14 protein-coding genes are annotated in these 14,270 nt (G+C 37.4%); 1 reads left to right on the forward strand and 13 read right to left on the reverse strand.

Annotated features, from left to right (window positions below):
* Positions 1-1,486: 1,486 nt before the first annotated feature.
* The 13 genes from deoC to GVV20_RS09550 all read right to left on the reverse strand — a co-directional run bounded on the left by deoC (position 1,487) and on the right by GVV20_RS09550 (position 12,598).
* Positions 1,487-2,149, reverse strand: coding sequence for a deoxyribose-phosphate aldolase (gene deoC, locus GVV20_RS09490; protein WP_159741060.1), 663 nt, complete (start codon positions 2,147-2,149; stop codon positions 1,487-1,489).
* A 2-nt stretch (positions 2,150-2,151) separates the two neighbouring features.
* Positions 2,152-3,600, reverse strand: a complete 1,449-nt coding sequence (locus tag GVV20_RS09495; protein WP_159741061.1) for a UDP-N-acetylmuramoyl-L-alanyl-D-glutamate--2,6-diaminopimelate ligase — start codon at positions 3,598-3,600, stop codon at positions 2,152-2,154.
* On the reverse strand, positions 3,597-4,337 hold the full coding sequence (locus tag GVV20_RS09500; RefSeq protein WP_159741062.1) for a hypothetical protein: 741 nt from the start codon (positions 4,335-4,337) through the stop codon (positions 3,597-3,599). Before GVV20_RS09500 ends, GVV20_RS09495 begins: the two co-directional genes overlap by 4 nt.
* On the reverse strand, positions 4,337-5,035 hold the full coding sequence (locus GVV20_RS09505; protein ID WP_159812597.1) for a 16S rRNA (uracil(1498)-N(3))-methyltransferase: 699 nt from the start codon (positions 5,033-5,035) through the stop codon (positions 4,337-4,339). The genes GVV20_RS09500 and GVV20_RS09505 overlap by 1 nt, the downstream gene beginning before the upstream one ends.
* On the reverse strand, positions 5,035-5,778 hold the full coding sequence (locus GVV20_RS09510; RefSeq protein ID WP_159741697.1) for a pseudouridine synthase: 744 nt from the start codon (positions 5,776-5,778) through the stop codon (positions 5,035-5,037). The genes GVV20_RS09505 and GVV20_RS09510 overlap by 1 nt, the downstream gene beginning before the upstream one ends.
* Complete coding sequence (gene scpB, locus GVV20_RS09515; protein ID WP_159648548.1) at positions 5,753-6,298, reverse strand: SMC-Scp complex subunit ScpB; 546 nt, start codon at positions 6,296-6,298, stop codon at positions 5,753-5,755. The genes GVV20_RS09510 and scpB overlap by 26 nt, the downstream gene beginning before the upstream one ends.
* A complete protein-coding gene (locus GVV20_RS09520) occupies positions 6,299-7,024 on the reverse strand; it encodes a segregation and condensation protein A (RefSeq protein ID WP_159641428.1) in 726 nt (241 codons plus the stop codon).
* Between the two features lie 30 nt (positions 7,025-7,054).
* Positions 7,055-8,353, reverse strand: coding sequence for a pyrimidine-nucleoside phosphorylase (locus GVV20_RS09525; RefSeq protein WP_159741680.1), 1,299 nt, complete (start codon positions 8,351-8,353; stop codon positions 7,055-7,057).
* Positions 8,350-8,811 (reverse strand): dihydrofolate reductase, encoded by a 462-nt coding sequence (locus tag GVV20_RS09530; RefSeq protein WP_159741679.1) that lies wholly within the window; start codon positions 8,809-8,811, stop codon positions 8,350-8,352. Before GVV20_RS09530 ends, GVV20_RS09525 begins: the two co-directional genes overlap by 4 nt.
* On the reverse strand, positions 8,811-9,680 hold the full coding sequence (gene thyA / locus GVV20_RS09535) for a thymidylate synthase (RefSeq protein ID WP_159741678.1): 870 nt from the start codon (positions 9,678-9,680) through the stop codon (positions 8,811-8,813). Before thyA ends, GVV20_RS09530 begins: the two co-directional genes overlap by 1 nt.
* A gap of 46 nt (positions 9,681-9,726) precedes the next feature.
* Entirely contained in the window at positions 9,727-10,017 is a 291-nt protein-coding gene (locus GVV20_RS09540; protein WP_159741816.1) for a hypothetical protein, read from the reverse strand.
* A gap of 102 nt (positions 10,018-10,119) precedes the next feature.
* Complete coding sequence (gene yfmH, locus GVV20_RS09545; protein WP_159741641.1) at positions 10,120-11,373, reverse strand: EF-P 5-aminopentanol modification-associated protein YfmH; 1,254 nt, start codon at positions 11,371-11,373, stop codon at positions 10,120-10,122.
* Positions 11,366-12,598, reverse strand: coding sequence for a M16 family metallopeptidase (locus GVV20_RS09550; protein WP_159741640.1), 1,233 nt, complete (start codon positions 12,596-12,598; stop codon positions 11,366-11,368). Before GVV20_RS09550 ends, yfmH begins: the two co-directional genes overlap by 8 nt.
* A 78-nt stretch (positions 12,599-12,676) precedes the next feature.
* Between GVV20_RS09550 and GVV20_RS09555 the strand changes: the two genes are divergently transcribed.
* A complete protein-coding gene (locus GVV20_RS09555; RefSeq protein ID WP_159741639.1) occupies positions 12,677-14,122 on the forward strand; it encodes a nicotinate phosphoribosyltransferase in 1,446 nt (481 codons plus the stop codon).
* Positions 14,123-14,270 lie beyond the last annotated feature (148 nt).

A 14,270-nucleotide genomic window follows, 5' to 3' on the forward strand; every position in this document is an offset into this window, starting at 1 on the left:
TATATCAATATATATGTATTTTTGCAAGTGTTATGTTAATACCGTTAGACAATCGAGTCATTTCTATTTGAGATTTTGCACCATTCATTTTTCTACCTGTGAAAAAATCATCAGAACTTTTTCATGTTTATTTTATAACATAATGAAAGACATAGATTACATACATGATTTATTTAGGTTACTACACTCCAAGAAAGATGCTAGAATCTATGTCCTTCACTAATTCTATTCGACTTACACTTAATATAAAGAAACGAACATAACTTTTGATTCCAATTGTGTTCATTAACTTCTAGTATATGATACACTTCCTCTCGCAATTCTTATCCGCACTTTTATATTGTCAATGAAGACTTCACAATCATCAAAATCTATCGAAATGTGTCACTATTAAAAATGCCACGAGTATCAAATCGCCGAACACTTCTTCGCCTCAAGAAAAAACGTTACCTCTGAAAGTACCGTAACCATCCCTTCTCACCTCAAATACAACTTAATGAATATCAACATCCTATATTATAAAATACAAAAATAGTATCAATTCTAGATTCCAAAAATTCATTTTCTATGTAAGAAGTATCAGAAAGCCATATCATTTCTCGTAGGACTTAAAAACATTGAATCCGTCATTTAAACCCGTCCATCACCCGTCCATCACCCGTCCATCATATGATGACCTACATCAATAAGAATACATCCAATGCAAAAGGGATTGATTACCTTCAAAACAGATGCTTAAGTTTCGTCAAAAGTAACTTCTTCTAATCACCTCTCGATATTAAAGAGCAGGTGAAAACAATTTGCATTGATATGTACGAGCCCTACATCAAGTTCATGTGGCGCTATTTCTCAACGCAAAAATCACAAAAGAACGTTTCCCTATCGTACATCACACTGATAAAGTTTTAAATTCAACTCGAATACACGTCATGAAACACAATCCGAGATATCATGCCCATCTTAGATGCTAGTGTAAGCTCGTTCTCAAATAATCCACGAGTTTAGATAATCATCACTATCGAAAACTTACGGGTTACAAGTACCTCATGACAGCATGACAAGTTATTGACAATTTATTACGACTTTCTCAAGGATTTGATAATACATACTGCCTTTGTCAAAATTCAAAACAAGCTATTAAGCATAGGAACAAAACGCATTATCAGATTTGATTATCAGACCAAATTATCATCTCGATGAATCAATGAGAGATGGCTTAAAAACCTTAAAAACAAGAGAACTATGTTCAACATATCTTTACTCAGGTTTGAAAACAAAATAAACAAACAATCTCCTCAGAGTTACAAAACGTATTGCTTTCGGATATAGGTATTTCTATAACTTTAGATTTAGAATTTTGCAAATATAGAAGACAATCGTGAACTTAGAAATAAAAAAACCATTATCATATTACTATGATAATGGTATTAACTCTAAACATGTCCGACTATCTCACCAACACGAGATTATAGTGAACCTCTAATCATTAGTAGTCACTATCTGATTTTAGACCTTCCATAATCGCAACACCTGATGATGATCCGATACGGGATGCTCCTGCTTCAATCATTGCATTCATTTCTTCAAGTGAACGAACACCACCAGAAGCTTTGACCCCTGCTTTATCTTTGACGGTCTCACGCATAATGCGTACTGCATCGACAGTTGCCCCTTCTTTATTAAAGCCTGTTGATGTCTTAACAAAATCTGCACCTGCATTAACAACAAGTTGTGACACTGTTGCAATTTCGTCGTCAGTTAATAAGCATGATTCAATGATTACTTTTAATACTTTTTCGCCGACAATTTTCTTTAGTTCACGAATTTCATTTTCGACGAAATCAAGACGTCCTTCTTTTAATGCACCGACGTTAATGACCATATCAACTTCGGTTGCACCATCTTCTAAAACAGTTTTTGTTTCAAATGCTTTAACTACTAATGGTGTTGCCCCCAATGGGAAACCAACAACTGTACATACGTCAACATCTGTTCCTGCAAGTTCTTTTGCAGCAAGCGCAACATTAACAGGGTTTACACACACACTCATAAAGTTGTAGTGTTTTGCTTCTTCGCACAATGCAATAATTTGTGCTTGTGTTGCTTCTGGTTTTAGAAGCGTGTGATCGATATATTGATTGAGTTCCATGGTTATTCCTCCTCTTTCATTTTCCTCAAAATTTCTGATGCAGCGACTTCGTCACCCATCCATTTTTCTTTACCGAATGCTCGATATATGAATTTCTCTTCACCTTTTCCAATGAGAACCACTGAATCATGAGGTTTTGCCATTCTCAATGCCTTCTCAATGGCATCATAACGGATTGGCACAAACTCATAATTATCATTGGGCATCCCTGAAATGATATCTTGGGTAATGTCAACCACTTCCTCATTGCGGTTGTCATGCTCTGTTATTATAACATGGTCAGTTAAAGTTGAGCTTACTTTTCCCATTATTGGGCGTTTTAGATGATCACGTGCACCTGCAGCGCCAAAAACCGTAATGATTTTATTGCCAGGAGGTGTCACTGTACGTACAAATTCGTAGACATTCTTCATACTGTCTGGCGCATGACCAAAGTCAACAAAGACTTTAAAGTCTTGACCCTCATCGACAATTGTCTGGCGACCATCGACATGTTCGATGTCCTTCAATTCTGGAATAATCGTTTCAATCGAATAACCACGTTGATTCAAAATTGCAATAACGCCAAGCATATTGTAGACATTAAAAATTGCAACAAAACTTGTCTCGACAGGATATTCTACACCTTTGTGCACCAAGGTAAAGCGAGTATAACGGTCAAATAATTCAATATCTTTGGCCATATAATCCGCTTGATTCTCAATGCCATACGTCACCGTATGTGGGTAATTCATTGCAATCAAACGTTGACTGTAATCGTCATCAGTATTAAATACGTTAAACGTTTCAGGACCCATACTATCAAACAACATTTTTTTTGCTAGGAAATAATCTTCCATGGTCTTGTGGTAATCTAAATGATCATGCGTAAGATTTGTAAATGATGCATTGTTGAATTTTATGGATTCAATGCGACGTAAAGCGAGACCTTGACTGGATACTTCCAAACACAATTCTGTAACACCCTCATCAACCATATCACGAAGGTATGATTGCAACTCTACGATATCTGGAGTTGTTAAACTAGGAGAGAATTTGTGGTCACCATATTCCACTGAAATGGTTCCAATGTAACCGGCATTTACGCCAAAGCGATCCAAAATGTTGCGAACAGTCTTCATTGTCGTACTTTTTCCATTAGTACCTGTTATGCCATAGATATAGAGTTTTTCGGATGGATTATCGTAGAAAAGCGACGTTATCGTATGTAATTCTGTCATGACATCAGGAACTTGTATGTAATCTATACCATCTATATATTTAAGCGGTTTTGAATGGACAATGGCAACATTACCATTTGCAATGGCCCCTTCAACATAGTCGTGGCCATCTACCGTCAATCCTTCTAAACAAAAAAACATTCCGTTATTAACAACGTCTCGCGAATCAAGCACCAGCTTTTCGATCATTCGATCACTTTTTATATTTGTGAGTTCGCTGAGTTTTTTCATAGCATTATTTCCTTGTCCTTCTTTTTCAATTTTTCAATCTTTTTAACACATCGTTTTGAAATCATTTCGTGTTGGATTAACAATTCCAAAAATTTGCTTGTGTCCGATTGTTCAAGCAAAGCGTGCCCAAGTGTTTCTAACAGTTCGCGTTCAACTGGAATTCCTTGCAAGATTGGATACTGGGTGAATTCACTATCAGAGATTTTATAAAAAACCCCCTGTTTTTTATCATAAAGCACGATTGTAGTTGCGTCACTGGCAATGCAATGAGCACACGACATATTCGCTTTATAAGGTTCAAAACCATATAAATCTAATTGAATTCGTGCATTAAAATCATTGTACAGTTTAAAATACTGAGGTAATTCTAAAATTGCTGTTTCACGATCATACAACGTATTGAGTAACTTGTCGAAAAATGGGATGTAAATTGCTTGTTCTTCGAAAATGAACTTCTTCATTTTAGCCTTTTGAGTCGCATTGTCGCATTTAACGATAAAATTACGCTCATTGAAGGAAAGGTTCTCCCACATATCAAGATTCTTTGAACGAATTGCTTCAAAAGTCTGTTCAATCGTAGACTTATTTGCTAACGCCGTTTCAAACAATGACAATTTCAGATAATCATAGGGTTCTTTAGCCTTCAAGTTTAAGGCGTATTGTTTCGATAATGAATCATATTTTCGAATCATCATTTTGACCGGTTTTTGTTTATGATATTTTTGAAGTAGTCCCACTAAATCACCTCCGCAGCAGAAAGCATGTTCGCAATATAGAGACTCGCTGTTTCTGCACGCAACACATTATGTCCCAAGCTCACTTCTTTAAATCCTATATCTTTAAAATAATCGCGCTCTTTTAGTGAAAAGCCACCTTCAGGTCCAACGATTGCAGTAACGGATGAAACCTCATCTGTTAATACTGTTAACAAGTGCGGTTGATCACCGATATCTGCAAAGACATTTAAATCTGATAAATATTCTTTTATTTGTGGTTTTCCAATTAGATTTACAACTTTTATAGCATGTTGGCGATACGATTGTTCTGATGCTTCTTTAGCAATCAGATTTAGACGCTCTAACTTTCGGTCAGCACGTTTACCAAAATCACGAACAACGCCATGATCTGCACTATAAAGAACAATTTCGTCAACACCACATTCACAAGCTTTTTGAATCATCCATTCCAACCGTTCGTTTCGAATTAATGATGCAATAAGTCTTAGTGTACGTTTCTTTGGTTTCCATTCGAGTGTATCAACTTCAACAATTTCCGTCAGGTCGTCGCTATTAAACTCAGCAAGAATCCCACGGCCATTGTTGTCGACAATTCGAATCTGATCGCCTTTTCGCATTCTCAATACTTTCTTGCATTGATTCCATTGGTCTTGCGAAAGGTATGGCGCACTCAACGTTTCAACAAAAAATTGTTGCATTAAATCTCACCCTTTGCTGTTAATAATAGTTTTTTTACTTCGAATGGTCGTAATTCTCGATACATACCAATTTTCATATCTTCAAGTTCTAACGATCCAATTGCATATCGATGCAACTTTAGGACCGGTATCTTGAAGTGAGCAAACATCTTTCGAATTTGACGGTTTTTTCCTTCATGCAAGGTTACGGTAAATTGACTGCGATTTTTCTTTAAATCGTAAGTTACCATTTCAAACTCAATTCCTTTATACTCAACACCATCAATCATAACTCCCGATTCCAGCTGACTTGATATTGCGCGTGTTAATTTTCCATCAACACTTACTCGGTACTTTTTAGGCATGTCATAGCGAGGGTGCGTCATAAAATTCGCAAATTCACCATCATTAGTTAGAATCAATGCGCCGGTTGTCTCACGGTCTAAACGACCAACAGGGAAAACACGTTGATGATCTGGTACAAAGTCGGTAACATTCGTACGGTTTTTTTCATCTTTGGCCGTCGACACAATCCCTTTTGGTTTGTTTAAGAGATAGTAAACCTTTTGAGCTTCTGAGCCAATTAATTTGCCGTTAACACGGACTTCATCGCCCGGAACAACATGGATTCCCATTTCAGTAACTTTTTTGCCATTAAGGCTAACCCTGCCCTGTGCGATCAATTCTTCGGCTTTGCGACGTGATGCAACACCAGCTTGGGCGATAAATTTTTGTAATCTAATTGCTTGATTTGAAGAGTTCATGAGTTTCATCCAACATTTCTAGTTTTATTTCTGGTAGTTCTTTTAGGGATGTAAGCTTAAAGACATCCATAAATGAGTCTGTAATTTCATAGAGAATCGGTCTTCCCGGCGTCTCGGCGCGGCCTGATTCTTTCACAAGATCAAGAGCTTCTAAACGACGCATCATCATATCCGAGTTAACGCCGCGAATTTCTTCGATTTCAACTCGTGTAATCGGCTGTTTGTACGCAACGATTGCTAAGGTTTCAAGAGCAGCTTGAGATAATTGACGATTTTTCTTAAATTCCAACATATCCGTAATCACTTCGTGAAGTGCTTCTTTGGTAACAAGTTTTAGCAATCCGCCAAATTCGACAAGTTCAAGTCCGCGTGATTGAGCATCTAAGCTTTCTTTATAATTTTGTATTAATTGTTCGAGTTGTTCTGCATCAAGGTTCATCGCAAGCATTAATTGTTCACGATCTACGCCTTCGTCACCAAATGCAAAGAGTATCCCCTCGATTATTCCGAGATTTTCCATTTATATTCCTCCTCTTAAAAAGACATCATCACCTTGGAAGTTTACTCTGAGTTCTCCCATGCGCAGCATATCTAGCACTGCTAAAAAACTTACGAGTAAATGTTGAAGTGAATAGGACTCTTGTAAGAGTGTTTCCAATTTGTACACTTTATCGTTTGTAAATTTACGACGTAAATCCTCAATCACATCATCAACCGAAAGTTCAACTCTCTCAATTGAAACATCTTGTGGATTTGCAATTTTAAACCGCTCCAAGACTTTTGTCATTGCACTCATTAAGTCATACGGTGTCTGTTCGTAAGTAATGGTGTCATTGAGTTCTTGACGTAATTGCTTGAAGAGACCCGCAGAAACAGGTTTAGAGAATTGCTTCGATCGTTCTTCATATCGTTGTGCCAGTTCTATACTGACATCTTTATAACGTTGATATTCGACTAATCGGCGTACTAAATCGGTTTCTGCATCGTCTACAGCATTCGCATCCAACTCTGATTTGTCGCGAGGCAACAGGCGTTTACTTTTGTATTCAATAAGCCCCGCTAACTCACTCATGTACTCGCTCGCAACTTCAAGTTTTTGTTCTTGTGCTTGGTTAATAAAGGTAATGTATTGATTTGCAAGTTCAAGGATATTTAAATCAAAAAGGTCAAGTTTCTTATCCTTGATCAAGTATAGCATGAGATCCAAAGGACCATTGAATTGTTCGAGTGTAACTTCAAAGTTCATGAGTGACTCCATTTCATTATTGTTTCGTTGTTATAAGATTGCAGCAATTAATTCTGGTTTTTCGATTGTATCGTTATTAATTTCAAAACATGCTACTGCATCCTGTACATGTGATTCAAGAATTTCTTGATCACTATATAGTGTTGCAAGAACATCCCCGACTTTAATTCTATTTCCAACTTCTTGTGAAAGCATAATTCCAGCTTTGTAATCAATTGTGTCTTCTTTCGTCTGACGACCCGCACCAAGATGCATAGAAACTAGGCCAAGCTCCATAGCTTTCAGATCATGGAGATATCCTTCTTTATTTGCAACGACTTCTTTTGAATTGGTTGCATGTGTGAAGGTATCGAGATCTTCAAAGACTGAAATATCGCCACCTTGCGCAGCAATCCAACTTAAGAATACCTCGTAAGCTTTGCCACTTCTAAGTGTTTCCAAAGCCATATCGTATCCTTTTTCTGGTGAATCTACAAATTGCGCTTGGAATAACATGTATCCGGCCGCAACGAGGCAGAGTTCTTCAAGGTCTTTGGGACAATTGTTTTTCAGTGTTTCAACAGCTTCGCGGACTTCCAATGCATTGCCAATTGCATTTCCAAGTGGCTGATTCATATTCGTCAACATCGCATTTACTTCACGGCCTAAGTTTTGACCAATTTGAATCATTGTTTCTGCAAGTTGACGTGCATCTTCCACAGTTTTCATAAAGGCACCTTCGCCATACTTAACATCAAGAAGTATACAATCCGCACCTCCAGCTAATTTCTTTGACATAATTGATGATGCAATTAATGGTAAAGCATTAACGGTTCCTGTTACGTCACGCAAGCTATAAAGCACTTTGTCCGCGTAAACTAGATTTCCAGTTTGACCCACAACCGCAACATTGATGTCATTTACTTGTTTGATAAATGCGTCTGATGTTAAAGAGATGTTGTATCCAGGGATTGCTTCAAGTTTATCGAGCGTACCTCCAGTATGACCTAAACCACGTCCGCTCATTTTCGCAACTTTGGCGCCTGCAGCAGCAACTAACGGACTCAAAATAATCGTAGTTTTATCACCTACACCGCCGGTTGAATGTTTGTCTACTTTTTTTCCAGCAATTGCTGTTAAGTCAATAATATCACCGCTGTGAAGCATCGCTTCGGTAAGTACAGTTGTTTCTTCAACATTCATTCCCTTTAGAACAATTGCCATTAGTAAGGCACTTGTTTGATATTCTGGTATTGTATTATTTGTAACACCTTCAATCCAAAATTTGATTTCTTCTTGCGTTAGCGTTAAGCCATCTCGTTTCTTTTCAATGATATCGACCATTCTCATAATTGTTGTTTCCTCTCGTATATATTTAATTCAAAAGTCTCAAAATGCTTTATTTCAGTTAAGGCAAACATTTCTAAGTCAATCGTTGGGAAAAAGGTATCACCTTCAACTTCATTATCAATTTTAGAAATGATTAATTTATCAGCAAATGCCATACTTTGGAGATAAATTTCACCACCACCTGCAATAAAATATGTTTCCTTGTCTTCTTGATGATCTTTCAAGAAACCTTGTAAATCATGAATCGCGTTCGGATAGGTTGTGTCACGAGTCACGACGTAAATATCACGTTTATCGAGTTTCTTAGGGAGTCCTTCATATGTCTTGCGACCCATAATTAGTTTTTGATGCAACGTCGTATTTCTGAAATGTTGCAAATCTTCTTTGTTATGCCAAGGCATACTTCCATCTAGTCCTAGCGTATTTTTTTGATTGACGGCAGCGATAATAATGTACATTAAACGCTAACCTTCGCTTTGATCAGCGGATGTGGATCATAACCTACGATCTCGAAATCTTCATAAGAGAAGTCATCGATTGACGTTTGATTACCATGAATCACTAATTGAGGTAGCGTACGAACGTCTCTTGCCAATTGGGTTTCTACGGCATCGAAATGATCGGCATAGATATGTGCATCTCCAAATGAATGAACAAATTCACCAACTTGGAGATCACACACCTTCGCAATCATATGTACTAATAATGCATAGGATGCAATGTTAAATGGAACACCTAAAAAGATATCTGCACTTCGTTGATACAATTGAAGCGACAACTTTTTGTCTTCCGAAACATAAAATTGTAGAAACGCATGACACGGTGGCAACGCCATCTCTTCAATGAATTCAGGGTTCCATGCACTTAAAATGATGCGTCGTGAATTAGGATTGTGTTTGATTTGTTCTATGACATTATTCAATTGATCAACCCCATTAAAATCACGCCATTGCTTTCCATAGACTGGTCCCAAATCACCAAACTGTTTCGCAAAAGCGTCATCAGTTTTAATTCGTTCAATGAATTCAGCCATGGTCTCACCATTATAGGACTTAGATGCTATGAATTTTTGATACGGCCATTCATTCCAAATTCGTACATTGTTTTGGACAAGCCACTGAATATTGGTGTCACCACTAATAAACCAAAGCAACTCTTTCGCAACAGAAGCAAAGTGAACTTTCTTCGTTGTGAGGAGCGGAAATCCTTCTAGTAAATTAAAGCGCATTTGATAGCCAAAAACACTACGTGTTCCCGTTCCGGTACGATCACCGCGGTCTTGTCCATGATCTCGAACAAAACGCATCATTTCTAAATAGTTTTTCATTTTATCACCTATACATTATTATACAAAAAAAACCTTCGTAAAGATACTACTTGGGATGTAAGTACTCGATATGTTCGGCAATTATCATCATTTCACCATTGATGAATTCAAGCCGTCCTTTCACAGACATGATATCGTTTATTTTCGCATGATCGAGAATTTCTAGACATCCACCCTTCCAAATTCGCATTGGAAGGATTGTGTTTAAAAACGATCCATCAGATTGTCGGAAATTCGAAGTCACTTCAAGTTCAAAGTCTGCATAGTTTTGTACTGTATGGTTTACTGCTTTTTCGGGGAGTCGGTGTAAATATCCGACTGTTTGGACAACATTCATATGTCACCTCCTTTTCGCTTAGACTAAAGAAATCATTTTTGATTTGCAAACACCAAAAAAGCAGTGAAATTCACTGCTTTTGATCTAATGGCATTGCGCTCTCTATTGATTTTGGGACATCAACAAGAAACTTGAATTGTCGATTTTGACCTTAGTTTTTATTTCGAGAATATCCTCAAAGGTTAGTGCTTGAACCATGCTTAAGAAGCTAAAATAGTGCATTTCTTGGAAATGTTCTCTAGCAACATTAACGGCTAAATCATCTGCATTCGATAACGACATGACCATCTCACCATAGTATCTTTTTTTGAGTTGATCGAACTGTTCTTGATCTGCAATAAGGTGTGCCATCTGGGCATTAATTATTTCTTCAAAACGTGCGTATTCGGTACCTTCGTTAAAAAAAGTAATCAAAACAAAGGCATTTTGAACTTCAGTTCCGTATGCAAATGAGTGTGATATCGCACCTTCGTCCAGCCATGATTGATAATGTGGGTTCAATTCTGAAAAATTCATTTCTAAGAGCATATCAAATAGAAACTCTTCTTTTTGAAGACTTGTTCCTGTATATGGAAGCTTAAACGACAAACTCATTTTAGCTGTTTCTACATTTTCAAAAATCTCGCGACGTGTGTGTTTTACCTCAAGTGGTTCATCAGGGTAAATATCTTCTACCTGACTTTCAACTTTAATGTGGTTCTTAGTTTTTCGTTCAACAATTTCTTTTACGATCTCAGGATCTTCCGGTGTAACAATAGCCAGAACCATCCGACTATCGTTATAGTTCAGGTCATAGGCCTTACGAAGATCCTCTAGAGTCGTTGCATTAATACTCTCTTCTGTTCCAACAATGTCATAGATAAATGGAAATTGATGTAATGCATTCCGATAGGTTTCATTGATAAGTCGTGTTATGGGTCGTTGTTCATACATTTTCATTTCTTCAACGATAATTCCTTTTTCCTTTTCGACACTGTCTGCAGTCACTGTAAAAGAACTTACGAAGTCTAACAGCAAGGAAAGCGGCGCTTCTATCGCACCATTATGACCAAAGTAATAAAATGTTTGTTCATAGGATGTAAATGCATTTCCACTTGCTCCAATCGCTGCGAATTGAGACAGAATGTCCCCAGCTTCATCTTCAAACAATTTATGTTCCAAGAAATGTTGGACACCTTTCTTGTGTTCTATAGTTTCGCCATCTTTACGTTGTTGTATATTTAGTGCTCCAAAAGGCGTACCATATACAGCCGCAGAGCGTTTAAATCCAGGATGATGAATAATATATGTATACAACCCACTTTCTGTTACAAATGTCGAAACTGATTCATTAAAGCTGTTGTCAATTTTATTCATGATTATTCTCTCCTTCCACCTGAGCACGATACGCATAAGTAAATGGCGCACCCAAGTGATCAATAACTTCTTTCACCTGTTCAACTGTTACATTAGCTATTTTCTCTTGTAGTGCTTCAATACTTTCGTCGACACCTAATAATTCATTTCTAAATTGACGGTCTGCAATCCGTTTAAGATTTTCTGTAGTACCCTCCAAACCTAAATTAAGGTATTGAATCGCAGGTTGGATATCCAGTGATTCCTGCTTCATGATTTCAAATTGTTCCTGAATCAGAGTTAGTGTCTTGTCAAGATTACGATCGTTGATACCTGTCGCAATAATCATGACACCATCAAAAAGTTGCCGTGACGCATAAATTGAATACGCCAAACTATGTTTCTCCCGTATATTTTGAAACAGCAGTGATGACGGTAATTGTCCGAGGTATGCAATAAATACTAAATACGCCGCATACAGATCATGGTATGGATCAATGTCTGTAGCATACAATGAGACGATTTCGGTTTGACCACCTGCATGATGCTGGGTCATCATTCTTTCTGTGATTTCGGGATAAATAAGTGGGGTTTCTATTTTGTTTGAAAATCCCTGATTAAAACGCGAGGCATCAATGTCCCGAAGATCTCCAACAATATAAATGGACTTAAACGCTTCCTCAACGAGTGTTTGGTGAAAAGATTTTACCATGTCAACTGTGACCGTTTCGATTGCTTCAAGCGTCCCAAATGAGTTAACTGAAAATAGTGAATCGGGTGCAGCATTCAAAAATGCTTGTTGTTGTGCATAATGAGCGCTACTTTCTTTTATGCGAGCATGATGCAAACGCAGACCATCTTTGGCTTCATTTACTGTCTCTTCATTGATAAGCACTTCATAAAACATATCCGCTAAAAGGTCAACTTGTGCTTGCTGTACATCTTCATCTGTAAACTTTGCATGAATACTTTTAACGGCAATGTCGATGACTTGATACTTACCAGCAGTATATGTATTACTACTTGTTTTTGTACCATACATAAAGTCCAAACGTTTTTGCAACTGTTCTTTCGTAGGTGTAGCAGTAGTACGGTCGTTCATCATTCTACTTAAAATGTTTGCGACGGTGTTTTGTTGATCATTTAACTCGAAAACTACTTTCAAATTAATCAATACCTCTTTAAATTTTGGTTCATAAATCTTAGTGATGTGAATATTATTTGCCAGATTAGTGTGTTCAATCATGTTATACGCTCCTAAAAATGATACAATAATGCTATAATTGTACATCAATCACAATTAAATAGAAAGCATGGTGACATCATGATTCAACCTAAAGATTCTGTTTTCTTAACAGACCTCTACGAGTTTTCAATGGCGTATACATATTTTAAAGAAAAACGTCATGAGGAAATTGTCTATTTTGACATGTTCACACGAAAAATCCCCAATAAAGGAGGATATTTGATTTTCAATGGTTTATCAAAACTCATTGAAGCCATCAACAATTTTAAATTCCAACAAGAACATATCGATTATTTAAAAACACAAGGATTTGATGATCCAGAATTCTTGGATTACTTACTTGAAATGGACCTTAACATTGATGTTTGGGCCGTCGAGGATGGTACAGTCGTCTTCCAAAACGAACCACTTGTAACAGTTCGTGGTACAGTCATCGAAGCGCAACTCATTGAAACGATTTTGTTACTTTCAATAAACTATTCAACCTTAGTAACGACAAAAGCAAGTCGTATTGTTAATGCGGCTCGTGGGCGCACGGTTCTCGAATTTGGTGCACGTCGCGCGCATGGATTTGACGCCTCACTAGATGGCGCACGTGCAGCGATTATCGCTGGTGCAGTTGGAACATCACACACGTTAGCCGGTCATAAATATGGTGCATATGTTGCAGGAACCATGGCCCATTCTTTTATCCAACTTCATGATAATGAACTGGATGCATTTATGACATATGCTCGCAACAATCCCGACAACTCTGTCTTCTTAGTCGATACCTATGACACCTTGAAATCTGGTATTCCTAATGCAATCAAAGTTGCTAAAGAATATCTGGAACCAAATGGATACCGCCTTAAGGCAATTCGTCTTGACTCTGGAGACTTAGCATATTTATCAAAGGAAGCACGTCGTATGCTCGACGCAAATGGACTTCAGGATTGCAAGATTATGGCTTCAAACTCGCTTGATGAATACTTAATTGATGACTTAATTTATCAAGGCGCAGCAATTGATCAATTCGGAGTTGGCGAAAACTTAATTACCTCCAAATCTGAACCAGTCCTTGGCGGTGTATACAAACTTGTTGCACAGGAACGTGATGGGGCTATCATTCCCAAAATTAAAGTTTCGGAAAATATAGAAAAAATCACAAACCCAGGTCATAAACGACTCTACCGTTTTTATGATAATGCAAGCGAAAAAGCGCTCGCCGACTATATAGCCCTTGCCGATGAGATCATCCCAACAGATGCGATAACAATTTTCGATCCTGCAGCACCATGGAAGAAAAAGACCTTAACGAATTATCAAGTACGTGAACTTCAAGTTCCAATCTTCGTGAATGGTAAGTGTGTTTATTCACTCCCTCACTTGGATGATATTGCTGTTTACTCGAAACGAGAACTAGAAACAATGTGGGATGAAGTAAAGCGTCTGCATTATCCGCACCAGTATTACGTGGATTTGTCGCAAAAACTTTATGATTTGAAATTGTCCTTACTCCACGACATTAACGAAAATAAATAAAAGGAAATACCCAATCTTAATGGCTCTTTATAATCTAGTGTTGGTGAGATAGTCCGACATATTTAGAGTCAGTACCATCGTCATAGAAATATGATGATGGTTTTTTTATTTCTAAGTGTATCATTGTGTTTGATATTAGTAAAATTCT

Origin of the sequence: Erysipelothrix aquatica, assembly GCF_009828775.2 — a bacterium.
GTDB lineage: Bacteria > Bacillota_I > Bacilli_A > Erysipelotrichales > Erysipelotrichaceae > Erysipelothrix > Erysipelothrix aquatica.